Here is a 25,367-nt window from a genome sequence, read left to right as displayed (position 1 = left end):
TGTCAGTGTTGTTTTGTCTTTAATTTATTGAAATAAAACAAAAATAAATTTGGTACGGATTGTGCATTTAACTAGGTAGACACGATTTTTTGAGTATTAATTATGGCCTTAGCAAATGTCCTAAAACCACAATTTATCACAGCCAAACAATATAACCCATGCTTACAGCAAGAAGAGTATGTGGGTGAATTGAGTGAGCTGCGCCAACAAGCTAGTTGGTTAGGTCATTTGGTTGATACCATGCCTGCGGGTGTGGTGGTTTTAGATGGCCGAGGCATGATCGCAAAAGCCAATCAAATTGCCATTGATATGCTAGGTGAACCCCTTGAAGGTGAAAAGTGGTTTAGCGTAATTCAACGCTCATTTCGACCACAGCAAGACGATGGACATGAAGTATCACTTAAGGATGGCCGTTTAATAAAGCTTGATATTACTGCGCTTGCTCCAGAGCCAGGGCAGTTAATTTTAATGACAGATTTAACTGAAACCAGACGCTTACAAAAGCGAGTTGCACATATGCAGCGCTTAAGTGCGCTTGGCAAAATGGTTGCTTCGCTTGCTCATCAAGTCAGAACACCGTTATCAGCGGCCATGCTGTATGCCGCAAATTTAGGCTCAAAGCGATTGCCAGAAAGCTCGCGTGGCAACTTTCATACAAAGTTAATGTCGCGTTTAAAAGATTTAGAAACCCAAGTGAACGATATGCTGTTATTTGCCAAAAGTGGTGAGCAACAAGTTGTCGAAAGCGTTTCAATGCAACAGTTACTTAATGAAGTAAAAGCCGGTGCTGATGCTATGGTTGCACAAAATAACAGTGAACTTAGCGTGAACTTGCCTGAGCCAGATATTGAAATTATGGGTAATAAAACGGCTCTGGCGAGTGCTATTCAAAACCTGATCCACAACAGTATTCAAATTATTGGCTCTGAGGCTGTGGTAACCCTGAGTGCCGAACGTGACGAAACTAGCGAAAACTGTGTTCGCATCAGTGTCAGTGATAATGGCCCAGGTGTTGATTTACGTCATACCAACAAATTATTCGAACCTTTTTACACTACCAAAAGCCAAGGCACGGGGCTTGGACTTGCTGTTGTAAGTTCAGTCGCCAATGCGCACCAAGGACGGGTTGAAGTGACTAATAATGCTCATGGGGGAGCATGTTTTAGTTTGATCTTGCCAATTAGTGCAGAACCAATGTCAGCGGAGGCAAAATGAATACTAACTCTATTTTAGTCGTGGAAGACGACGCAGGCTTACGAGAAGCACTGATTGATACCCTTGAAATGTCGGGTATTGATTGCGTTGCTGCAGATAGCGCTGAACAAGCGATGATCTTGCTTAAGCAAAATAGCTATTCATTGGTTGTTAGTGATGTGCAAATGGGCGCCATGAGTGGCCTTGACCTATTACGTAGCATTAAACTTAATTATCCTGAGCTGCCGGTATTAATGATGACAGCCTATGCCACCATTGATGATGCTGTAGAAGCAATGCGTTTAGGCGCGATTGATTATATGGCAAAACCGTTTGCTCCAGAAGTACTCCTTAATATGGTGAGTCGTTATTTGCCTGAAAAGGAAAAAGAAACCGATGGCCCAATCGTTGCCGATCCATCAAGTATTAAGCTATTAGAGCTCGCGAGCAAAGTTGCCCGCTCAGATGCCAGTGTCATGGTACTCGGCCCAAGTGGCTCGGGTAAAGAAGTCTTGGCTCGTTTTATCCACGATAAATCAAATCGTAGCGATGCTCCCTTTGTGGCTATTAACTGTGCTGCTATTCCTGAAAACATGCTTGAAGCAACCTTATTCGGTTACGAAAAAGGGGCGTTTACCGGCGCTATTCAAGCCTGTCCGGGTAAATTTGAGCAAGCTCAAGGTGGTACCATCTTACTTGATGAAATCACTGAGATGGATTTAGGCTTACAAGCTAAATTACTGCGTGTACTTCAAGAGCGCGAAGTAGAGCGCTTAGGCGGTCGTAAAACGATAGAGCTTGATGTTCGCGTTCTAGCTACAAGTAACCGAGATTTAAAAGAAGCAGTGAGCGAAAATCTATTTAGAGAAGATTTATATTATCGCTTAAATGTATTCCCGCTAATGTGGAAACCATTAGCCGAGCGTCCTGGCGACATTATTGTATTGGCTGAGCATTTAATAGAGCGTCATTGCCTGAAAAGTAAAGAGCCTATCGCTCAACTAAGTGAGGGTGCGAAACAAAAGCTACTATCTCATGCTTGGCCAGGTAACGTACGAGAGCTTGATAACGTTATTCAACGGGCGTTGATATTATGCGATGGTAATAGTATTCATCAAGACGATGTCTTTATTGAAGAGTTGCTTACGGTTGATATAAAGCCAGTCGCTACGCCGCCACACAACGCACCGGTATATCAAGAACAGCCTGTTGAAGTTAATTTAGATACCGTGCCACAAGTGAGTGAGCAAGGTAATTACAAAGACGAGCTGAAAGACAAAGAGCATCGTATTATTTTAGAAACCTTAGCGCGCTGTAATGGTAAGCGCAAAGAGGTTGCAGAAACCTTAGGTATTAGTCCGCGCACGTTACGTTATAAACTGGCGCAAATGCGAGACCTGGGTATAGCCTTACCTGCATAAACTCCTTCCAAAAAGTTACTCAAACAAGCTCACATTTTTGTGAGCTTGTTTGCTGTCAAAACTCTGACATGCAAATTAATGATTCAAGCCATTGAATCTAAATGATTTATTTTGTGGCACGGTTTGTGCTTTATCAGTGCATAAGTAAACTGCATTGTCAGAGAGTATTATGAAAGTTCAAAACAGCGCATTATTTCAAGAAATGCAAGCTATGGCTTCAGAAGTGGGCCGTAGTAACTCAATTAATAATTTACCAACACAAACTCAGCCAACATCGTCGGCACAGTTTGGTGATTTACTTACCAATGCACTTGATACAGTGAATGGCTTACAACAAGACGCTAAGCAAAAAGTAACAGCAATGGAAATGGGCGACCGCAGTGTTTCTCTAGCAGACGTAATGATTGCTTCGCAAAAATCATCAGTCGCTTTTGAAGCTACGGTGCAAGTTCGAAATAAACTTGTTGAAGCTTATAAAGAAATCATGAACATGCCTGTGTAACTAGGTAGTGGAGAATTATTGTGGCGCAATCTAATCAATCAACTGATCTAGCCTTAGCAGGCGGCGGTATCGACTCAACCGATACTGATGATCAACAAGAGCAAAAGTCAGGCTACTTAAGTGCCTTAAATGGTGTAGATGTTTTACGCCAGGTTACTTTAGTGATTGCTTTGGCAATCTGTTTGGCTATCGCAATTTTTATTATTATTTGGGCTCGTCAACCAGATATGCGTCCGCTTGGCAAAATGCCAACGGAAGAGCTTATTCAAACGCTGGACTTTTTAGACGCTCAAAAGATTGATTACGAACTTGATGGTAACGTCATCTCTGTTGAAGAAGGTGAATACCAAAACATCAAATTATTGATGGCTCGTGAAGGCCTAGAGCAAGCGCCAAGCTCAGGTACTGACATCATCATGCAAGACATGGGGTTTGGTGTTAGCCAGCGCCTTGAACGTGAACGTTTAAAACATGGTCGTGAGCAACAGCTTGCACGTACCATCGAAGAGCTAAAAAATGTTACTCGCGCCAAAGTACTTTTAGCTATTCCAAAAGAAAACGTATTTGCTCGTCGTGAAAAACAACCTTCAGCGACGGTAGTGCTTACCTTAAAACGCGGTCGTACACTTGACGGTGAAGAAGTTGACTCAGTAGTTGATATTGTTGCCTCAGCAGTCCAAGGTTTATCGCCAGAGCGTGTTACTGTTACCGATCAAAATGGTCGCTTACTTAATTCAGGTTCACAAAACTCACTTGCTGCTCGCTCTCGTAAAGAGTATGAGATTGAACGTAAGCGTGAAGAAGAGTACTTAAATAAAATCGATAGCATCCTTATTCCAGTTGTAGGCTTAGGTAACTATACCGCGCAAGTCGATTTAAACATGGATTTTAGTGCAGTCGAAGAAACACAAAAACGTTATAACCCAGACTTACCCGCTGTGCGCAGTGAAACCACGTTCGAAGAAAACAACATCGGTGGACTTGCTGTGGGCATTCCTGGTGCGCTAACGAATCAGCCGCCAGTTAACTCTAATATTCCAGAAATTGCAGGCCAAGGTGGAGCAGGCTCAGCAACGAACCCAAGTCGTTCGCATAAAGAAGCAACACGTAACTACGAGCTTGATACAACTATTTCGCATAAGCGTCAGCAAACCGGTGTTATTCGTCGTATCAGTGTCTCAGTTGCTGTAGATTATGTACCACAAGTGGGTGAAAACGGTGAAACAACCATGGTTCCTCGCTCTGTAGAAGCATTGTCAAATATTCGTCGCTTATTACAAGGTGGTGTTGGTTTTGATATGCAGCGTGGTGATGCACTCGAAGTTGTTACAGTGCCATTTGTTCGAGAAGATGTAGGTGAAGCGATTGAAGTTCCGCTTTGGGAGCAAGATTGGTTCATGAAGATGCTACGCTTAGCATTAGGTGCACTGGTTATCATCGTACTGATTGTCTTTGTAGTAAGACCTATGCTGAAACGTCTAATTTACCCAGACGATACACTAGAAGAATATGATGAAGATGCATTAAGTGCAGGTGTAGATATTGGTGATAGCACGCTAGATATGCTAAATAAAGACTTTGACTCTGCTGCTGTAGGATTCTCAAGTGATGGTACACTACAGCTGCCAGACTTACATGGCGATGAAGATTTACTCAAAGCAGTTCGTGCATTGGTTGCAAATGAACCAGAACTGTCTTCTCAAGTAGTGAAAGCGTGGTTAACAGAAGATGACTGATCAAGAACAAAAACAACTACCACCGGCGTTTGATGTTGATAAACTAGACGGTGTGGATAAGGCGGCAATCTTATTGCTGAGCTTATCAGAAGAAGATGCTGCGCAAATCCTTAAGCACTTAGAGCCAAAGCAAGTGCAAAAAGTGGGTATGGCAATGGCTGCGCTAGATGATTTATCGCAAGCGAAAATTAGCGCAGTCCATAATTTGTTTATTGAGCAAATTCAAAGCTTCAGTACCATTGGCTTCCAGTCTGAAGACTTTATCAAAAAAGCTCTTACAGCAGCGCTTGGTGAAGACAAGGCAGCCAGCCTTATTGACCAAATTGTTATGGGCTCAGGGGCGAAAGGTCTTGATTCATTGAAGTGGATGGATTCAAAGCAAGTGGCGAATATCATTCGCAACGAGCACCCGCAAATTCAAACCATTGTTTTATCGTATTTAGAACCAGAGCAATCAGCGGAAATCTTGTCGCAATTCCCAGAAAAAGTGCGCTTAGATTTAACCATGCGTATTGCTAACCTTGAAGAAGTTCAACCAGCAGCATTGCAAGAGTTGAATGAAATCATGGAGAAACAGTTCGCAGGTCAAGCTGGTGCGCAAGCTGCGAAAATGGGTGGCTTGAAAGCGGCTGCTGATATCATGAACTACCTAGATACCAATGTTGAAGGTCAGTTAATGGATTCAATCCGTGAACACGATGAAGAGATGTCACAGCAAATCCAAGACCTTATGTTTGTCTTTGAGAACTTAATGGATGTTGAAGACCGTGGTATTCAAGCGATCCTTCGTGAAGTACAGCAAGATGTATTAATGAAAGCAATTAAAGGTACTGACGAAGCATTAAAAGAGAAGATTTTGGGCAATATGTCAAAACGTGCTGCTGAATTACTCGCTGATGATCTTGAGGCAATGGGCCCTGTTCGTATTAGTGAAGTAGAAGCAGCGCAGAAAGAAATTCTTTCTACGGCACGTCGTTTAGCTGACTCAGGCGAAATTATGCTTGGTGGCGGTGGTGGTGAGGAGTTCCTGTAAGCCATGAGTAAGTCTTCATTTCATACAGGACATCCAGTGCATGCCAGTGAAGCTGCCGATGAATTATTGGAAAACTGGCCAATTCCTGAAGTGACGCAAGATACAACAAAACTCGCCGGACGTTCAACGGCGTATGGCACGCCTTTAGCGGACTTATATCGTAAAGAGCAGCAAAAGCAGCAGGCCGAAGAGCAGCCAGAAGAGCCTGAAATTCCGTCATTGACCATGGCTGAGCTTGAAAAGATCCGTCAAGATGCCTATGAAGAAGGGCTAAAGCAAGGTCATGAGCAAGGCTATATAGATGGTTTTGAAAAAGGCGCACATGAGGGAAAAGAAGCTGGCTTTAAAGAAGGTGTTGAGCTTGGTAAGGAGCAAGGTCAAGAAGAAATAAAGCCAATTTTAGAAGAGCAGCTGACCAACTTAAGAGGCCTACTTGATAGCCTTTCTCAACCATTATCTAAAGTCGATGAAAGTGCCGAAAAGCAGTTAGTGCAGTTAGCTGTGATGTTAACTGAAGTTTTAGTTTACCAAGAAATTAAAACCTCACCTGAAGTCATTTTGCATGCTTTGAAGCAAGCTATTGATGCGTTAGGTGAAGAGCAAGCGAAAGTACGTATTCACTTACATCCTGATGATATTACTTTAATTACCGAAAGTTATGGCGAACAAACTATCGCAGATAACCATTGGCAGTTAGTTGCAGAGCCGACTTTAGAGCGTGGTGGCTGCGAAATTAAAACCCCGCAATCATCCCTCGACATGACAATAAAAACCCGCGTCAAAGAAACGTTGGAAAACTTTTTGCATAGCAGTGGTATCTAATACTTTTTAGGCTCATTATGAGTGCTCAATCAATGACTCTAAGCGAACGCTTACAGCGCTATGAAAAAAATATCAAGGCCCCAAAACCAGCTGTTGCCGGTATTCTGACGCGTGTCGTTGGTTTAACGCTAGAAGCAAAAGGGCTTAGAGCACCTGTTGGCAGTCAATGTAAAATTGAAACCATTAACGGCTTTGTTGATGCTGAAGTCGTTGGTTTTAATGACCAAACACTTTACTTGATGCCAAATGATCACATCTCTGGCGTACTGCCTGGTGCACGAGTTATCCCAAAGCTAAATGAAACAGGGTTGCCTGTCGGTATGAGTTTACTTGGCCGTGTAGTGGATGGCCTTGGTCGGCCACTTGATGGCTTAGGTGCCATTAATGCTGAGCATCACTTAAAGTTTGCGCAAAACTCAATTAACCCTCTTGCAAGACGACCAATCAGTCAACCTATGGACGTAGGTGTACGAGCCATCAACTCCGTTATTACCGTAGGTCAAGGACAGCGTATGGGTCTGTTTGCGGGCTCTGGTGTCGGTAAATCAGTATTACTGGGTATGATGACTCGCGGCTCTGAAGCAGATGTAATTGTGGTAGGTCTTGTGGGTGAACGTGGTCGTGAGGTAAAAGAGTTCATTGAAGAAATTTTAGGTGTTGAAGGGCGTAAGCGCTCAGTGGTGGTTGCAGCTCCTGCGGATGCTTCACCATTAATGCGTTTAAAAGGCTGTGAAAGTGCAGTGACCATTGCGGAATACTTCCGCGACCAAGGTCTTAATGTTTTGTTATTACTTGACTCTGTTACCCGTTATGCCATGGCGCAACGTGAAATTGCCTTAGCGGTTGGTGAGCCTCCAGCGACTAAGGGTTATCCGCCATCAGTATTTGCTAAATTACCTGCGCTGGTGGAGCGTGCTGGTAATGGTGGTGAAGGGCAAGGTGCGATCACCGCGTTTTTCACTGTGCTTAGTGAAGGGGATGATATGCAAGATCCAATTGCTGACTCTGCTCGCGCTATATTAGACGGCCACATTGTTTTATCTCGAGATTTAGCTGACAGTGGTCATTATCCGGCTATTGATATCGAAAAATCGATTTCTCGTGTTATGCCACAAGTTGTATCTGAAGCGCATATGCAACAAGCTCGAGTGCTAAAACAAGTGTATTCAATGTATCAACAGAACAAAGATATGATCACACTAGGTGCGTACCAAAAAGGCACCGACCCTATGCTTGACCAAGCAATTAATATGATGCCACGTGTGAATCAATTCCTTCAGCAAGGCATGAAAGATGTGATCAGTTATGATGATGGTCTACAAGGTCTTGCGCAGTTATTAGGACAAGGTTAATGGCTCAAAGTAAACTTGATTTATTGTTAAAGCTTGAAAGCGATAAAGAAGAATCTTTACGCATGGATTATTTAAAAGCCCAGCAGCACTTACAAAGTAATCAACAAAAACTGCAAGGGCTGAATAACTTTCGCATGGAGTATTCTCAGCAGTTGCATTTGAAAGGTCGCTCTGGTTTGTCTAGTGCTGGGTTTAGTCAATATCATGCTTTTATCGCAAAAATTGAAGAGGCGATACGCCAGCAAGCCAGCACAGTGAATACTGCAAAACAAGTTGTTACGCAGCGCAAAGCATTGTGGTTAAAACAGCAAGTGAAAGCAAAAGCAGTAGCGAAGTTAATCGAAAAGCAAGCCGAAAAACAAGCGATGAAAGTAGCTAAAGCGGAGCAAAAAATGCTGGATGAATTTGCTTCAAATCAGTTTTATCAACGTCAACTTAAAAACGCACTTCTCTAAAATACTCTCTTTTTTAGGCATGTTAATTGCATTTACCTAACCAGTAGCATTAATTTTGGCACTTGCGGCGGCAAATTGCCTCTTTAGTTTTAGGTGAATTATGGCGATCAGTGATATCAATTTGCAGGTTAAAACTGAGCAAAGTACTGGTTTTTCAGGCAAAGACTCAGAGTCTAGCGACAAAGCATCGGGCTTAAGTTTTTTAACTTCACTTACAGAAGCAAGTGAAGCGGCAAACGCGCAAGCAAATACCACCCCTCAAACAAACAGTGATGCAGATACTCATTCTGTTGATGAAACTAAAGCTGTCAGTATTTCTGAAGAGCCTAAATCAGATGCCAAATTAGGTGATGAGAACACAACTGCTGATGCTAAAGTTGCAACTGCTACCACGTCTACACAGCAGCAATCTAAAACAAGTCCAGATATTCGTAATGAAGCTGTAACTAAAGAGCAAAGCGATGAACTTGCTCTTGTAGAAGATGAAGAAAACTCACTGCTTTCGCAAATTAATGCGGCTCAAGCTATGAGTACGCGTGTTAATAAATTGATTGAAAATAATGATTTTAGCCCTGTAGTTGTTGATAAAAAACCAACCCCAATCGATACCATCACACCTGTTATACCTTCACCGATGACAGACGTTGCACAAACCGATGACTCAAAAGCCGACGCGGAAGGCGACAATTCAATAGCAAGCTTATTACATAAGTCTAAAGTTGCGACTGCGGTAGATAGCCAGCTAAAAGCGATTGGCGATTTACCACCAAAAGATAGTGTGACCCCTATTGTTGATGGTCCATTAACAGACAAAGAAAAGCAGGGGGTTTCAGCTGTTAATACACCTGATACAAAACCTCAGGTAGCTAACTTTGCCAGTGCAACACAAGCAACTGACAACAAAGAAACCACAGTTGATGTAGACGCTCTGTTAAGTAGCGCTCAAAAACAGACTGTGAATTCAGACGCTGCAAAAACATCTGAAGGCAAAGAACTTGGCGTAAATGAGACAAGTAAAACTGTTTTAAATAAGGTGGTTGCAGATTTAAATAGCGATGCTCAAGTAGATACAAAAACAGCTGAAGTTAATTCAAAACAAACACAAAGCTACACTGACAAAACTGCAGCAAATTTCAGTGCTGAGCAAAGCATTGCTAAAAACATTGAAGCTGGCGCGGCAAAAGTGGCAGATAAACCAACTGACGCAGCAACCAAAGTTGATCTAGCCGTAACAGAAAAGCCAGAGTCAGATAAACCAGTAACAGATAAGTCAATCGTTAGCTTGCTGGCCAAAGTACAAAGTGGCGACGGGCAGGCTGTAAGTGAGTTCGCTAAAGGTTTGTCGCTAACCTCAGATCAACAAAAGCAACTTGAGCAACAAATAAATCAACTTAAAGCTGATAATAAGCTCGGTGCTGATGAGGTGGCAACGATCAAGTCGCTATTGACTGATGTGATGCGTAGTAAGCCTACAACGCAAACTGCACAGAGTCCTGTATCACAACTTGCTGTAGAACAAGACATTGCTGAAGAAAGCCAGGCTAAACAAGATGCTAAATTAGCTGACAATAAGGCTCTCGATAACAAATTACCTACAGGCGTAGAAAAGCAAATCACGGCGCTGACTAAGGATGAACAGCAAGCACTGTTAAACAAAGTGAACACTCAGCTGCAAACGTTAACGCCGGGCACTGCTCAGTACGAAAAATTAGCTGCAGCTCAAACTGTGCTGACAGAGGCTATTAATGCCCCTGCAACAGCCAGTACTGCGATGCCAGTAACCGCAGCAACAGTTAATGTTGAAAATAATAAAGCGAAACAAAATAATACCGCGCAAATTACAGCCGATGTGACAAAAGTAGTTGCTAGTGAAGAAGTAACCACAGAGCTTGATACAAAAATTAATACAGAACGTACACAGGAAACTGTTACTGTGCGTGTAGCTCAATTATTTACTCAGCTAACGACTCAAGCAAATGCAACAACACAACCAGGTGCCTATGAAATGGCTCATCAGCAATATGAGCAAGCACTAGACGTACAAACAATGCATACACAAACAACTGCGCAAACTCATACTCAATCTAAATCGGTGAATGTTGACCCAGGTGTCATGCAAGCGATTAATATCATAAAAAGTGATGCTGCAAAAATGCTTCAAGAGCGAGTTAGCGCGTTACTAAATATTAATAATAAAGAAGCTGAAATTCGCTTAGATCCGCCAGAAATGGGCAGTATGCAAATTCGTATACGTAGTGATGCTGAACAAGCACAAATTAATTTTGTTGTTCAAAATCAGCAGGCTAAAGAAGCTTTAGAGCAATCAATGCCACGCTTACGAGAAATGCTTGCACAGCAAGGTATTGAGCTTGGTGAAAGTAGTATTCAGCAGGGTAACCCTGAGCAACAACAAGAGCAGTCTGGGCAAGGGCAGCTTGCTGGAAATCAACAAGCTGAGGAGCAGCAGCCAGAAGTAACAGCACAAAGCGCAGAAACTTCTCGACAACAATCTTCATCATCAATAGATTACTATGCATAAGTCCTGCTATTATAAGAAATAAAATAGTTACAGCGCGATAAACAGCTTGCTGTAACTTTGAGGGAAGTGACAATGGCCGAAGAAACAAATTTAGAAATAGAAGATACGGGTAAAGGCAAAAAGAAGCTGATTATCATCATTGCAGCTGTAGTGTTGATTGCTGGTGCTGCTGCGGGTTACTTTTTATTTATGGGCGATGATGCCCCTGAAGAAAGCCTAGCAGATGAAACCACAGTGACAGAGGCTGCTGCACCATCGAGCTCTGCACAGATTGGTTCGGCTCTGTATGTCGCAATGCCACGCCCATTTGTATTTAATGTACCCGGTGCTAGTCGCGACCGTATTGTACAAATAAAAGTTCAGCTACTTGTTCGCGGTGAAGTGAACGAAGAAACTGCCAAAAAGCATATTCCACTTATCGAAAGTACTTTACTTGGCGTTCTTTCAACAACGACCGCAGATGAATTAGGTACCAGTGAAGGTAAAGAGTCAGTACGTGTTGCTGCACTTGAAAAAGTACAATCAGCATTAAGTGATGTTGAAGGTAGCAAAGTGATAGAGCGGGTATTATTTACCGGCTTTGTGATGCAATAAGGGGTCAGCGTGAGCGATTTATTATCTCAAGACGAAATTGATGCGCTCTTACATGGCGTTGATGAAGTCGAAGAGGAAGATATTCACGAAGGTGATGACTTAGACAGTAATACCTTACAGTATGACTTCTCATCACAAGATCGTATTGTTCGGGGTCGTATGCCGACCTTGGAGATCGTGAATGAACGTTTTGCCCGTCATATGCGAATTAGCCTATTTAACATGATGCGCCGCACCGCTGAGGTGTCGATTAACGGCGTACAAATGATTAAATTTGGCGAATATATTCACACCTTATTCGTGCCAACTAGTTTGAACATGGTACGTTTTCGTCCGTTGAAGGGCACTGGCCTGATTACCATGGAAGCCCGATTAGTATTCATTTTAGTGGATAATTTTTTTGGTGGAGATGGCCGCTATCATGCAAAAATAGAAGGCCGAGAGTTTACTCCAACAGAACGCCGTATTGTTCAAATGCTGCTTAAAATCATCTTCGAAGATTATAAAGAAGCATGGGCGCCGGTAATGGATGTGTCTTTTGAGTACCTTGACTCAGAAGTTAACCCAGCGATGGCTAACATCGTAAGTCCAACTGAAGTGGTTGTTATTAGCTCTTTCCATATTGAGCTTGATGGTGGTGGTGGTGATTTCCATATCGCATTACCGTATTCAATGCTTGAGCCAATCCGTGAATTACTCGATGCGGGTGTGCAATCTGACACCGAAGACACTGACTTACGTTGGAGTAAAGCATTACGTGATGAGATCATGGATGTTGAGGTCGATTTATCGACTCAATTGCTTGAGGTTGATTTAACGCTACAACAGATTATGGAGCTTAAAGCTGGCGATATTATCCCTGTTGAAATGCCAGAACATATCACCGTATTTGTAGAAGAATTGCCGACCTTCAGAGCGAAAATGGGCCGCTCTCGTGACAATGTGGCACTACAAATTAGCGAAAAAATTAAACGCCCTGAATCAGTTAAGTCAGAACTACATGTGTTCACAAAAGGTGGCAAAAAACTGGATTCAGATGCAGAATTAGCAGAACTAGAAGAAGATCTACATCTATCTGAAGGTGTAGATTTAGACTGGTAGTCGATTTATAAGGTTAAACATAATGAGTGATGATCAAGATACAATGGACGAATGGGCTGCGGCACTAGCCGAAGCTGAAGAAGCTGAGGGTGGCTCAGGTGATGCTGCTGTAGCTGAGCTTGATGAGTTAAAAGATGAAAGACATGAGCTGTCTGGCGACGAAAAACGTAAACTTGATACTATCTTGGACATTCCAGTTACCATTTCGATGGAAGTGGGTCGTTCAAAAATCAACATTCGTAACTTATTACAGCTTAACCAAGGTTCAGTGGTAGAACTAGACCGAGTCGCTGGTGAGCCACTTGATGTATTGGTTAATGGCACCCTGATTGCGCATGGTGAGGTGGTTGTTGTCAACGATAAGTTCGGTATTCGTTTAACTGACGTTATCAGCCAAGTTGAGCGTATTAAAAAGTTACGATGAATGCTTTAGTTGCTTTAACAAGTGCGTCGAGCACTGCATTTCCTACGGCATCACCGACGGCAGATTTACTGTCTATGGTGATGTCTTTGCTTTTAGTGCTGGTGGTTATTATTGCTTTGGCTTTTTTGGTTAAAAAACTAAATCCAAATCTTGCTAATAGTGATGAATTTAAAGTAGTGCGCAGTTTGCCTTTGGGCTCTCGTGAGCGCTTGATGGTCATTGAAATCGATAACGCTCAGCACTTAATTGGTGTGACCCCGCATAGTATTAACTACCTGCATAAACTAGAAACACCATTACAAGAAAAAGAACTGCCAGAACTTGCCAAAAAATTTGGTAAGTTGCTGAACCCACAATCACCTTCAAATAAAAAGAATTAACGCTATGATCAAGTGGATACTTATTTTAGCAAGTGTGTTGTTTTTGCCGTCGGTTAACGCTGAAGGCATAGAAGCACTGACCATTACCACCAACCCAGATGGCTCTCAAGATTACTCCGTGACGCTACAAGTGTTAGCGATTATGACGGCGCTGAGTTTTATTCCAGCAGCGGTCATTATGATGACCTCATTTACCCGTATTATTGTGGTTCTGGCGATATTACGCCAAGCAATAGGCTTACAACAAACACCATCGAATCAAATTTTGTTAGGCATGTCGCTGTTTTTAAGTATTTTTATTATGGCGCCAATTTATCAGCAGGTGAATGAGCGTGCCATTGAGCCGTACTTGAATGAACAAGTTACCTCAGTGCAAGCATTAGAACTTGCCAAAGAGCCAATGAAAGCGTTTATGCTCTCGCAAGTTCGTATAAAAGATTTAGAGACCTTTGCGAAAATAGCTGGTTATGAGCAATTAGACTCGCCAGAAGACACGCCTTTGATTGTATTGATCCCAGCGTTTGTTACCAGCGAATTGCAAACGGCCTTTATCATTGGTTTTATGTTTTTCATCCCATTTTTGATTGTGGATTTAGTAGTGGCCTCCGTATTAATGGCCATGGGTATGATGATGCTTTCGCCGATGATTGTATCTTTGCCGTTTAAGATTATGCTGTTTGTATTAGTAGATGGTTGGAGCCTTGTGATGGGCACGCTGGCGAAGAGCTTTGGGCTCGGGGTGTAACAATGCAATTCAAGACACATAATTAGGTAGGAGAGACAAAATGGAACCAGAAATTTTTGTCGATATACTCAGTGACGCGCTATTTTTAGTTATAAAGTTAGTGTCTGCAATCGTAGTGCCTGGCTTATTAGTTGGTCTTGTAGTGGCTGTTTTCCAAGCGGCAACATCAATCAATGAGCAAACCTTAAGCTTTTTACCTCGTTTGCTAATTACCATAAGCGCACTTATTGTCGGTGGCCATTGGTTCACGCAAGAGCTTATGGACTATTTTACCCGTTTAGTGATGTCTATACCGGAGATAGCAGGCTAAATGGAATTTCCATTTGCGGTCATTATTCAATGGCTCAGCGACTTTTTGCTGCCATTGGTGCGTATTAGCTCAATGATTATGATCATGGCAGGTCTTGGCGCGAGAAACGTACCAACCCGAATCAAGCTAGGTTTAGCGATTGTGGTAACCTTTGTTGCTGTGCCTATGCTGCCCCCTGCGACTTTTAATAACCTATTCTCCTTTGAAATGATTCTCGTAGTCATTCAACAAATGCTTATTGGTGTGGCGATAGGCTTTGCTTCAACCTTACTACTTAATACATTTGTCCTTGCAGGGCAAATACTCGCGATGCAAACAGGTCTTGGTTTTGCGTCCGTTGTTGATCCGTCAAATGGCTTAAACGTTCCCGCAGTTGGTCAGTTTTATTTGATTCTGGCTACCTTACTATTTTTCGTTTTTAATGGTCATTTAATGATGATTCAAATGGTCATTCATAGCTTTGAAGTACTGCCAATTGATGGCAATTGGTGGGCGGTTGATCATTACTGGGATATCGTTACTTGGGGGGGGTGGATGTTCACCACAGCCTTGGTACTTGCTTTAGCGCCACTGACAGCCATGTTGGTTATTAATATGTCGTTTGGTGTAATGACCCGTGCTGCACCGCAGTTAAATATTTTTTCGATAGGTTTTCCGTTTACCTTAGTCGCTGGGCTCGTGATTATTTGGGCAACGCTAGGTAACTTCATGACTCAATTTGAGTTTCAGTGGTTAAAAATGGTTGAGTTAATGTGCAGCCTTGTTGGTTGTACACCTTAGGAGCACGCCATGGCTGAAGATTCTGGTCAAGAAAAAACCGAAGAACCCACCGGGAAGAAAATAGACGACGCCAAGAAAAAGGGCCAGGTTGCCCGTTCTAAAGAGCTAGGCACCATGTTTGTGCTTATCTTCTCGGCAGTATCACTATTACTTTATGGACCTGAAATTGGCAAAGGTCTTTATAATGTGATGGGGCGATTATTAAGCCTTAATCGTAATGAAACCTACGACACCACTAAAATGTTTTCAGTGTGGGGAATTGTTGCGGATGCGTTGTTATTCCCTATGGCTATGTTTGTGTTGATCATCGTGATAGCCGCTTTTGTTGGGAATACTTTACTGGGGGGCTATAACTTTAGTTGGCAAGCGGCAGCACCAAAAGCTAGTAAGATGTCGCCGGCTAAAGGTATTAAGCGTATGCTTGGCCCTCAAGCAGGAGTAGAGCTAGTTAAGTCTATTTTAAAATTTGTAGTGGTTGCAGGTTTTGCGGTGTTCTTAATTAATACTTTCTTTGATGAAATACTGCATCTAAGCATTGAAAGCGCGCCCGGAAATTTTATCCATGCACTCGAAATCCTCTCTTGGATGTTCTTAGGTTTAACCTGTACTTTAATACTCATTGCTGCAATTGATGCCCCTTATCAGAGTCATAAGCACCATAAACAGTTAAAAATGACCCTACAAGAGGTGAAAGACGAATACAAAAACTCTGAGGGTGATCCGCAAATAAAAGCGCGCATTCGCCGTACTCAGCGTGAAATGTCGCAAAGGCGTATGATGCAAGACGTGCCTGATGCCGATGTGATCGTAACCAACCCGACCCATTATTCTGTAGCACTAAAATACGATACAGCTAAAGCGGGTGCGCCTATTGTTCTTGCCAAAGGCGTGGACGAGCTTGCTATGCAAATTCGTAAAGTGGGCAAGGGTAATGACGTGCCAATTGTTGAATCACCAATGCTTACACGTGCGCTGTATCACACTACCGATGTGGGTAATCAAATACCCGATCAGCTATTCACTGCCGTTGCGCAAGTTCTGGCTTATGTCTTCCAGTTAAAACGCTTCCAAAAAGGGCGCGGTAAACGCCCTGTACCACTTAACAAAAAACTACCAATACCCGATGCTTACAAATATTAGAAAGTAGTTATATAACTTGGAATAGTTATTGCAAATTCCGTGTAGTGTCAATTTTTTGAAATTGTTGAATTATGGAATTTAAAGCGGTATTACAACAACTTAACAGAGATAAAAAAGAATATGCGAAGGGTATCGGCACGCCGTTAATGGTACTTGCTGCGCTGGGCATGGTGATTTTACCCCTGCCGCCATTTCTTTTAGATATTCTATTTTCGTTTAATATCGCGTTAGCACTTGTGGTGTTACTAGTTACTGTTTACACCATGAAACCACTTGAATTTGGTATGTTCCCTGCGGTTCTACTAATTGCAACCATCATGCGCTTAGCACTGAATGTCGCCAGTACCCGTGTGGTATTGCTAGAAGGTCATAACGGTGGAGATGCGGCCGGTAAAGTTATCGAGGCCTTTGGCTCGGTAGTTATCGGCGGTAACTATGCAGTTGGTTTAGTGGTCTTCCTGATTTTAATCATTATTAACTTTGTGGTTATCACCAAAGGTGCTGGCCGTATTTCTGAAGTATCAGCTCGCTTTACTCTTGATGCAATGCCAGGTAAACAAATGGCGATTGACGCAGACTTAAATGCCGGTTTCATCAGTGCAGAGCAAGCCCGTGAACGTCGTGAAGAAGTCACCCGCGAAGCTGATTTCTATGGTTCAATGGATGGTGCGAGTAAGTTCGTAAAAGGCGATGCGATAGCGGGTATCGTTATTCTAGTGATTAACATCGTTGGTGGTTTATTTGTTGGTATGATCCAACATGATTTATCGTTTAGCCGTGCGATGGAAGTGTATACTTTACTAACCATTGGTGATGGTCTAGTTGCACAGCTTCCTTCACTATTACTGTCTATCGGTACCGCAATCGTTGTTACCCGTCAAAATGAATCGCACAATATGGGCGACCAAGTTAAGACTCAGCTGGGTAACGAAAAATCACTTTATATCGCATCAGGTATTTTGATCATCATGGGTATTGTGCCGGGGATGCCGCACATCGCATTTTTAAGCTTAGGTGCATTACTCGGTTACCTTGCTTATTTCACACAGCAACAAAAAGCCAAAGCAGAAGCCGAAAAAGCAGAGCAAGAGGCAAATGGTGGTGCACCAGGTACAGGTGTTGCCAATAAACAAGAACAAAAAGAACTGGGTTGGGATGACGTTCAGCAAGTTGATGTTATTGGCTTAGAAGTGGGGTATCGATTGATTCCACTTGTTGACCAATCTCAAGGTGGTGAACTGTTAAATCGTATTAAAGGTGTGCGTAAAAAACTGTCTCAGGAGCTTGGCTTCTTAGTACCTCCTGTGCACATTCGCGATAACTTAGAGCTCGACCCTAACGCTTACAGAATTACTATGATGGGTGTTTCAAGCGGTGAGGGTGAGCTTAAGCATGGTGATGAGTTAGCGATTAATCCAGGACAAGTATTTGGTCCAATCAAAGGGATTGCCACTACAGACCCTGCATTTGGATTAGATGCGGTTTGGATCAAACCTGATCAAAAAGATGAAGCACAATCACTTGGCTATACCGTGGTTGATTCTGCAACTGTGGTTGCAACTCATATCAGCCAGTTACTTACTAACAGTGCTGCTTTACTACTTGGTCATGAAGAAGTTCAAAACTTACTAGATATGTTAGCGAAGAGTCATCCACGTCTTGTTGAAGGACTGGTTCCTGACGTATTACCACTTACTACTATCGTAAAAGTGCTACAAAACTTACTCAATGAAGGGGTGGCAATTCGCGATATGCGCTCGATTGTTCAAACCCTTGTTGAGTATGGCCCACGTAGCCAAGACCCTGATGTACTAACGGCTGCAGTGCGAATTTCACTGCGCAGATTGATCGTTCAAGATGCTGTTGGTATGTCTTCTGAGATCCCTGTCATAACCTTGGCGCCTGAGTTGGAACAGATGTTGCATCAGTCACTTCAGAATGCAGGTGACGAAGGTGCCGGAATAGAGCCAAGCCTTGCTGAGCGACTTCAACAATCATTGAATGAAGCGCATCAAAACCAAGAAATGGCCGGTGAACCTTCGATACTTTTAACGTCAGGAATGTTAAGAACTGTGTTATCTCGCTTCGTTAAGTACACCATCCCAGGTTTAAGGGTGATGTCTTACCAAGAGGTACCAGACGAAAGACAGATTAAGATTGTCAGCTCAGTAGGCCAACAATAGGATAGTAAAGGGGTTGAACCATGAAAATTAAACGTTTTTTTGCTAAAGATATGCGCACAGCACTGAAAGAAGTGAAAGATGAGTTAGGTGTTGATGCGGTTATTATGTCGAACAAAAAGCTTGCTAACGGCGTTGAAATCGTTGCAGCCGTGGATTACGACAAAGCAGCCCCGAAAGCCGAACCTAAACCAGCAGTGTCACAATCAGCACCTGCACCAGAGCATAACTTTGTTAAGCCTGAGCCAATGCGTGCTAAACCTGAGCCGCAAGCGAAAGTTGCTGATAGCCTACAAGCGTTACTTGAGCGTCAAGCCCCACGCCCACGTTCGCCAGAGCTTGCGTCAATGTTTAGTCAATCTGGTATTGATACGAGTGAACACTATCAACCAAAAGAGCCAAGCTTTGAGCAGCAACAGCAACAGCAACAGCCACAATACAAGCAAGCTCCTCGTTATCAACAGCAAGCAGAACCTCGTGTACAAACTCAAGCACATAGCTTAGGCTTTGATGACGACTTAGATTCTGGTTTTGATGATTTAGATTCACCAGCTGAGCATAAAAACTCAGCACCTGCGAATCAATCAGAAATGACAACCATGCGCGAAGAAATGAATGCCATTCGTCAATTACTTGAACACCAAGTATCTGGCTTAATGCAACAAGATATGGCGCGCCGCGATCCGACTCGTGCATGTATGATTGACCGCTTAGCAGGTATGGGCATTGAACGTGATGTTGCAGAGCAAATGGCTTGTTTTATTCCTGACGACGTATCACGTCAACAAGCGTGGCAAGCACTGCTGCAAATGGTTGAAAACCAAATGCATACAACGAATAACGAAATCCTGCGTCAAGGTGGTGTATTCGCATTAGTGGGTCCAACAGGCGTTGGTAAAACAACCACAGTTGCAAAATTAGCTGCACTGGGTGCTCAAAAATATGGTGCTGATAAAGTGGCGTTGATCACCACTGATACATACAGAATTGGTGCCTACGAACAATTGGCTACTTATGGTCGTATTATTGGCTGTGGTGTTAAGCAGGTAAAAGATGCGAATGAATTAGCTGAAGTGTTATACCATTTACGTAATAAGCGTCTAGTATTAATAGACACAGCGGGTATGAGCCAACGTGATTTACGTTTAACAGAGCAGTTAAATACCCTAATGCGTAATCAGCGTGTTGATATTCGTAGTTATTTAGTATTAAGTGCTACAGCACAGATAAATGTGTTGCAAGAAACCGTAAGACACTTTAAAAAGGTTCACCTAAGTGGCTGTATCTTCACTAAATTGGATGAATCTTTAAGTTTAGGTGAGATTATTAGCATAGCGATTCAAAATCGCCTGCCAATAGGGTATCTTACTAACGGTCAGCGCGTTCCTGAGGATATTCGCGTAGCGAATGCTGAAAAACTAGTGAAAAAAGCTGAACAATTGTATTTAAAACGAGCAAAAGCACAACATTCAAGACGCCAAGCAGTAGCGTCGGACACAGTAGGGATGTATGATTAACACAGTATTAGATCAAGCAAGCGGCCTGCGCAAAATGAATCAAAATAATAATAGTGGCGTTAAAGTTATCGCTGTTACTGGCGGTAAAGGTGGAGTGGGTAAAACCAACGTTTCACTCAATACCGCAATCGCATTAGGTCAGCAAGGAAATCGTGTATTAGTATTAGATGCCGATTTAGGTTTGGCAAACTGTGACGTAATGCTTGGCCTTCGTGTTGAACGTAATTTATCTCATGTTTTGTCAGGCGAGTGTGAGCTTGACGAAATTCTTGTTGAAGGCCCTGCGGGCATCAAAATTGTACCAGCAACGTCTGGTTCACAAAGCATGGTTGAATTAACCCCATCTGAGCATGCAGGCCTTATTCGCGCTTTTAGCGAGTTAGACACCGAGTTTGATATTTTAATTGTCGATACCGCCGCAGGTATTTCTGACATGGTATTAAGCTTTTCTCGTGCAGCCCAAGACGTTGTCGTGGTTGTATGTGATGAACCTACCTCAATTACCGATGCTTACGCACTTATTAAAGTGCTTAGCCGTGAGCATGGCGTATATAAATTTAAAATTGTTGCCAATATGGTGCGCAGTTTGCGTGAAGGGCAAGAATTATTTGCTAAACTTTCAAAAGTAACGGATCGTTTTTTAGATGTTTCAATGGAGTTGGTAGCAACCATTCCTTATGACGAGAACATGCGTAAATCTACGCGACGTCAAAAGGTGATTGTTGAATTATTCCCGAACTCACCGGCAGCGGTGGCGTTTAAAACATTAGCAACAAAAGCAGTTAAGTGGCCGATCCCTAATCAACCGTCTGGCCATTTAGAATTTTTTATTGAAAAACTAGTAAACGGCTAACTATGACAACATCGGTGAATAAAGCGATGGGATATCAATCAGCACAGAATTTAAATGCGATTGTCGAAAAACATGCCTCTTTAGTCAAAAAAGTGGCGTGCCATCTAATTGCTCGTTTACCTGCCAGTGTGCAACTCGATGATTTAATTCAATCAGGCATGATAGGCTTAATTGAAGCGTCAAAAAACTTTGATGCTAGCAAAGGTGCTAGTTTCGAAACCTTCGCTGGAATTCGTATTCGTGGTGCGATGTTAGACGAAATTCGTAGAGGTGACTGGGCGCCACGCTCAGTTCACCGAAATGCCCGCCTTGTGGCTGAAACCATTTCCGAATTAGAAAGCACCTTAAATCGTGAGCCCAAAGATACTGAAGTCGCTGAAAAACTTGATATTACGCTAGATGAGTACCATCATATTCTACATGATGTGAATTCGAGTAAAGTATTAGGTATTGAAGATTTAGGTGTAGATGAAGACGTCATCACACCAGTAGGTCAGGATTTAGGACTAGACAAACCGTTTAATAACGTTAAAAATGAGCGGTTTAACCAGTCTCTATTAACGGCTATCCAATCGTTACCAGAAAGAGATGCTCTCGTTTTGTCTTTGTACTACAACGACGAAATGAACTTAAAAGAAATAGGACACATACTCGATGTTAGCGAGTCGCGTGTGAGTCAAATACATGGTCAGGCGATGATTAAGCTCAAAGCAAAAATCAATGACTGGATTAATTAGTAGTAAGTAAATAAAGGTTCAAACCTCACCGGAGGATGTTTTGGATAAAAACATGAAAATTCTTGTTGTTGATGATTTTTCTACAATGAGACGTATCATTAAAAATCTATTAAGGGATTTAGGTTTTACCAATGTGCAGGAAGCTGACGACGGTTCAACAGCATTGCCAATGCTACAAAATCAAGAGTTTGATTTTGTTGTAACTGATTGGAACATGCCTGGTATGCAAGGTATTGATTTGTTACGTGCAATTCGTGCTGATGATAGCCTTAAGCATATTCCTGTATTAATGGTGACAGCTGAAGCGAAAAAAGAACAAATTGTTGCTGCTGCTCAAGCAGGTGTTAATGGCTATATCGTTAAACCATTCACTGCTGCGACACTTAAAACCAAATTGGAAAAAGTGTTTGAACGTTTAGGTTAATCTAAGGGGAGAGGCTTATGTCAGCACTTGCTGCGCCTCAAATAAGTTTAGAGCAAGCTCGTCAACTTGTTGAGTATCTTGAAAATGGTGAACAAGAAAAAGCGGATAAGCTAATTCTTGACGCTGCATCAAAAGAACAATCAGAGTTGTTTGCTGAAGTTGGCAAATTGACGCGTCAGCTTCATGAAGCGTTAAAAAACTTTGACCTAGATACTCGTCTCACTGATTTAACTACCGACGCGATCCCAGACGCTAAGCAGCGCTTAAATTATGTTATGGAAATGACAGAAAGCGCCGCAAATAAAACCATGGATGCGGTTGAAGCAAGTTTACCAATAGCTCAACAACTTGCTGATGAAATTGCCGCAATCAAACCTACGTGGGATCGTTTAATGAACCGAGAAATTGAACTCGGTGAATTTAAAGCGTTATGTCATAGCTTAGATAAGTTCATGAATAACTCGCATACTAAAACCGATGAGCTTCAAGGTTTGATGACTAATGTACTGATGGCGCAGGATTATCAGGATTTAACCGGGCAAGTGATTCGCCGTGTTATTGAGTTAGTGCGAGAGGTAGAAGACAGTTTAATTAATCTCTTAACTGTGTTTGGCAGTCAAGAAGATGGTCATCAACAACAAGAAAAACAGGCCATAGAAAACGAACCTGCAACAAGTGACACACTAGCAGGTCCTGAAGGGCCAATTATTGATAAAGAGTCTCGCGATGATGTTGTCTCAGGACAAGATGAAGTCGATGATCTATTATCAAGTCTGGGCTTCTAAGAGGAGAGTAGCTGCATGAGCTTTGAAGTCGATGAAGATATATTACAGGATTTCCTTGTTGAAGCAGGAGAAATCTTAGAGCTTTTGTCAGAGCAATTAGTTGAGCTTGAAAACAATCCAGAAGACAAAGATCTATTAAACGCCATTTTTAGAGGCTTCCATACCGTTAAAGGTGGTGCAGGCTTCTTAAGCATGACAGAGCTTGTTGACGCTTGTCATGGTGCTGAGAATGTTTTCGATTTATTACGCCAAGGTCTGCGCAGTGTTACACCTGAGCTGATGGACGTAATATTACAAGCACTTGATACTATCAATGAAATGTTCGCAACGATTCAAAATCGCGAACAGCCAGAGCCTGCAGATCCAGCCCTATTAGAAGTCCTTCATAAGTTAAGTCAGCCACCAACCGCAGAAGAGCTTGCAGGTGAAGATTTATCTGTAGCAGAGGATGTTGCAGTTGCACCTGAAGAACCTGCAGTTGAAGAGCCTGCTGTTGATACGCCTGAAGTCACAGCAGATACAGCAACAGACAATATCGATGAAGATGACCCGTTTGCGTTTGATATGTTATTTGATGGCGGCGGTCTTGCAGATAGCAGCGCTGAGTCTCAAAATATTGACGAAATCACTGAAGACGAATTTGAAAGTCTACTAGATGAACTGCATGGCAAAGGTCAAGGCCCTGCAGCACCTGCTGCAGATACTGTAAGCAATGACAGTGACGATATTACCGATGATGAATTTGACAGCTTATTAGACGAACTGCATGGCGTTGGTAACTTTGGTGAAGTAAAACAAGATACTCCTGCTCAGCCTGAAGCAGCAAAACCTGCACAGCCAGCTCCTCAGGCGCCTGTAGCAGAACCTGCAAGCAGTGACTCAGACGATGAAATTAGCGATGACGAGTTCGAGGCGCTACTTGATGAATTACATGGTAAAGGTACTGCTCCTCAGTCTTTAGAAACGGCTGCGCCAGAAAAAGCGACAGAATCACCTAAAGCAGAACCTGCAAAACCAGCACAACCTGCAGTATCAAAACCGGCACCTGCGCCTAAGCCTGCTGCCGCAGCGCCTAAACCGGCTCCAGCCCCTGCAAAAGCACCTGAAAAATCGCCAGCAGCTTCTGCAGCACCGAAAAAAGCGCCACCACCACAGGCTGAAACAACGGTACGTGTTGATACTAAACGCTTAGATGAAATCATGAACATGGTGGGTGAGTTGGTATTGGTCCGAAACCGCTTGGTGAGCCTTGCCAATAACAGTAATAGCGAGTCAATGGGTAAAGCCATCTCTAATCTAGATGTGGTAACCGCAGACTTGCAAGGCGCGGTTATGAAAACCCGTATGCAGCCAATTAAGAAAGTATTTGGCCGTTTCCCTCGGGTTGTTCGTGACTTAGCGAGAAGCCTGAAAAAGGATATTAATTTACAGCTAGTTGGTGAAGATACCGATTTAGATAAAAACCTTGTTGAAGCACTTGCTGATCCATTGGTGCACTTAGTGCGTAACTCTGTTGACCATGGTATTGAAATGCCAGATGTGCGTGAAGCCGCAGGTAAACCGCGTACAGGTACCGTGACACTTTCGGCATCACAAGAAGGTGATCACATCCTACTAACCATTCGTGATGATGGTGCAGGTATGGATGCTGAGAAGCTGAAAAAAATCGCAATAAGCAAAGGGGTGATTGATCACGACCAAGCAAGTCGCTTGTCGGATACCGAAGCATACAATCTTATCTTTGCACCAGGTTTCTCAACCAAAGAAGAAATCTCTGACATTTCAGGCCGTGGTGTCGGCATGGACGTTGTTAAAACTAAAATCACTCAGTTAAATGGCTCAGTTAATATTCAGTCGGAGCTGGGAGTAGGTACTGTACTTGAAATCAAGGTGCCATTAACACTTGCTATCTTACCGACCTTAATGGTTGTTGTGGGTGAGCAAACTTTTGCATTACCACTTGCTGGTGTTAGCGAAATTTTCCACCTTGATTTAACTAAAACTAACGTAGTTGATGGTCAACTAACAATTATTGTACGTGAAAAAGCGATCCCGCTTTTCTATTTACAGCACTGGTTAGTAAAAGGTGCCAATCGCCAAGAACGTAAAGCAGAAGGTCACGTGGTTATTGTGCAAATAGGCACTAAACAAGTGGGCTTTGTTGTTGACTCGTTAATTGGTCAAGAGGAAGTTGTTATTAAGCCTTTGGATGCCTTATTACAAGGTACACCAGGTATGGCAGGTGCGACAATTACTTCTGATGGTGGGATTGCACTGATCCTCGACGTACCTAGCATGCTTAAACACTACGTTGGCTAATAATAAATAATAAAGTGCAGCATT

General features: G+C 42.7%; 24 protein-coding genes. All 24 read left to right on the top strand.

Features of this window, described 5'->3' with window-relative positions:
• Positions 1–102 precede the first annotated feature (102 nt).
• The 24 genes from MTF66_RS18720 (at position 103) to MTF66_RS18605 (ending at position 25,343) form a co-directional block, all read left to right on the top strand.
• The gene (locus MTF66_RS18720) at positions 103–1,215 is read left to right on the top strand and encodes a PAS domain-containing sensor histidine kinase (RefSeq protein ID WP_248527876.1); all 1,113 of its coding nucleotides are present in this window, start codon (positions 103–105) and stop codon (positions 1,213–1,215) included.
• Positions 1,212–2,615: a sigma-54 dependent transcriptional regulator gene (locus MTF66_RS18715; protein WP_054562184.1), complete on the top strand. Its 1,404-nt coding sequence runs from the start codon at positions 1,212–1,214 to the stop codon at positions 2,613–2,615. The genes MTF66_RS18720 and MTF66_RS18715 overlap by 4 nt, the downstream gene beginning before the upstream one ends.
• A 169-nt stretch (positions 2,616–2,784) precedes the next feature.
• Positions 2,785–3,117, top strand: coding sequence for a flagellar hook-basal body complex protein FliE (fliE, locus tag MTF66_RS18710; protein ID WP_054562183.1), 333 nt, complete (start codon positions 2,785–2,787; stop codon positions 3,115–3,117).
• 20 nt (positions 3,118–3,137) lie between these two features.
• Positions 3,138–4,853 carry a flagellar basal-body MS-ring/collar protein FliF gene (gene fliF, locus MTF66_RS18705; protein WP_175080830.1) on the top strand — a complete coding sequence of 572 codons (1,716 nt, stop codon included), beginning with the start codon at positions 3,138–3,140 and terminating at the stop codon, positions 4,851–4,853.
• On the top strand, positions 4,846–5,886 hold the full coding sequence (gene fliG / locus MTF66_RS18700) for a flagellar motor switch protein FliG (protein WP_054553274.1): 1,041 nt from the start codon (positions 4,846–4,848) through the stop codon (positions 5,884–5,886). Before fliF ends, fliG begins: the two co-directional genes overlap by 8 nt.
• A gap of 3 nt (positions 5,887–5,889) precedes the next feature.
• A complete protein-coding gene (fliH, locus tag MTF66_RS18695) occupies positions 5,890–6,708 on the top strand; it encodes a flagellar assembly protein FliH (protein ID WP_248527873.1) in 819 nt (272 codons plus the stop codon).
• A gap of 17 nt (positions 6,709–6,725) precedes the next feature.
• A complete protein-coding gene (gene fliI / locus MTF66_RS18690; RefSeq protein ID WP_248527870.1) occupies positions 6,726–8,060 on the top strand; it encodes a flagellar protein export ATPase FliI in 1,335 nt (444 codons plus the stop codon).
• Positions 8,060–8,515 (top strand): flagellar export protein FliJ, encoded by a 456-nt coding sequence (gene fliJ, locus MTF66_RS18685; protein WP_055020703.1) that lies wholly within the window; start codon positions 8,060–8,062, stop codon positions 8,513–8,515. The genes fliI and fliJ overlap by 1 nt, the downstream gene beginning before the upstream one ends.
• Before the next feature lie 100 nt (positions 8,516–8,615).
• Positions 8,616–11,054 (top strand): flagellar hook-length control protein FliK, encoded by a 2,439-nt coding sequence (locus tag MTF66_RS18680; protein WP_248527866.1) that lies wholly within the window; start codon positions 8,616–8,618, stop codon positions 11,052–11,054.
• A 72-nt stretch (positions 11,055–11,126) separates the two neighbouring features.
• Positions 11,127–11,648, top strand: coding sequence for a flagellar basal body-associated protein FliL (gene fliL / locus MTF66_RS18675; protein WP_248527863.1), 522 nt, complete (start codon positions 11,127–11,129; stop codon positions 11,646–11,648).
• Between the two features lie 9 nt (positions 11,649–11,657).
• Positions 11,658–12,749, top strand: coding sequence for a flagellar motor switch protein FliM (gene fliM, locus MTF66_RS18670; RefSeq protein WP_054553268.1), 1,092 nt, complete (start codon positions 11,658–11,660; stop codon positions 12,747–12,749).
• Positions 12,750–12,771: 22 nt separating this feature from the next.
• Positions 12,772–13,173, top strand: coding sequence for a flagellar motor switch protein FliN (fliN, locus tag MTF66_RS18665; RefSeq protein WP_054553267.1), 402 nt, complete (start codon positions 12,772–12,774; stop codon positions 13,171–13,173).
• Positions 13,170–13,553 (top strand): flagellar biosynthetic protein FliO, encoded by a 384-nt coding sequence (fliO, locus tag MTF66_RS18660; protein ID WP_054553266.1) that lies wholly within the window; start codon positions 13,170–13,172, stop codon positions 13,551–13,553. Before fliN ends, fliO begins: the two co-directional genes overlap by 4 nt.
• A gap of 4 nt (positions 13,554–13,557) precedes the next feature.
• Complete coding sequence (gene fliP, locus MTF66_RS18655; RefSeq protein ID WP_054553265.1) at positions 13,558–14,298, top strand: flagellar type III secretion system pore protein FliP; 741 nt, start codon at positions 13,558–13,560, stop codon at positions 14,296–14,298.
• A 40-nt stretch (positions 14,299–14,338) separates the two neighbouring features.
• The gene (gene fliQ, locus MTF66_RS18650) at positions 14,339–14,608 is read left to right on the top strand and encodes a flagellar biosynthesis protein FliQ (protein WP_058586388.1); all 270 of its coding nucleotides are present in this window, start codon (positions 14,339–14,341) and stop codon (positions 14,606–14,608) included.
• Positions 14,609–15,388, top strand: a complete 780-nt coding sequence (gene fliR / locus MTF66_RS18645; protein ID WP_058586387.1) for a flagellar biosynthetic protein FliR — start codon at positions 14,609–14,611, stop codon at positions 15,386–15,388. It abuts the gene before it with no gap.
• 9 nt (positions 15,389–15,397) lie between these two features.
• A complete protein-coding gene (gene flhB / locus MTF66_RS18640; protein WP_058586386.1) occupies positions 15,398–16,528 on the top strand; it encodes a flagellar biosynthesis protein FlhB in 1,131 nt (376 codons plus the stop codon).
• 71 nt (positions 16,529–16,599) lie between these two features.
• On the top strand, positions 16,600–18,711 hold the full coding sequence (gene flhA, locus MTF66_RS18635; protein WP_248527861.1) for a flagellar biosynthesis protein FlhA: 2,112 nt from the start codon (positions 16,600–16,602) through the stop codon (positions 18,709–18,711).
• A gap of 20 nt (positions 18,712–18,731) precedes the next feature.
• Entirely contained in the window at positions 18,732–20,225 is a 1,494-nt protein-coding gene (flhF, locus tag MTF66_RS18630) for a flagellar biosynthesis protein FlhF (RefSeq protein WP_248527857.1), read from the top strand.
• Positions 20,218–21,078: a MinD/ParA family protein gene (locus tag MTF66_RS18625; protein WP_248527855.1), complete on the top strand. Its 861-nt coding sequence runs from the start codon at positions 20,218–20,220 to the stop codon at positions 21,076–21,078. The genes flhF and MTF66_RS18625 overlap by 8 nt, the downstream gene beginning before the upstream one ends.
• Positions 21,079–21,104: 26 nt before the next feature.
• Positions 21,105–21,815, top strand: coding sequence for an RNA polymerase sigma factor FliA (locus tag MTF66_RS18620; protein WP_054562345.1), 711 nt, complete (start codon positions 21,105–21,107; stop codon positions 21,813–21,815).
• Between the two features lie 40 nt (positions 21,816–21,855).
• Positions 21,856–22,239 (top strand): chemotaxis response regulator CheY, encoded by a 384-nt coding sequence (cheY, locus tag MTF66_RS18615; RefSeq protein WP_016708035.1) that lies wholly within the window; start codon positions 21,856–21,858, stop codon positions 22,237–22,239.
• A gap of 17 nt (positions 22,240–22,256) precedes the next feature.
• Positions 22,257–23,024 (top strand): protein phosphatase CheZ, encoded by a 768-nt coding sequence (locus MTF66_RS18610; protein ID WP_248527853.1) that lies wholly within the window; start codon positions 22,257–22,259, stop codon positions 23,022–23,024.
• Between the two features lie 15 nt (positions 23,025–23,039).
• Positions 23,040–25,343, top strand: a complete 2,304-nt coding sequence (locus tag MTF66_RS18605; RefSeq protein ID WP_248527849.1) for a chemotaxis protein CheA — start codon at positions 23,040–23,042, stop codon at positions 25,341–25,343.
• The last annotated feature ends 24 nt before the right edge of the window (positions 25,344–25,367 follow it).

The sequence above is a fragment of the Pseudoalteromonas sp. 2CM39R genome (assembly GCF_023161845.1).
This window is presented reverse-complemented; position numbering and strand designations above follow the sequence as displayed.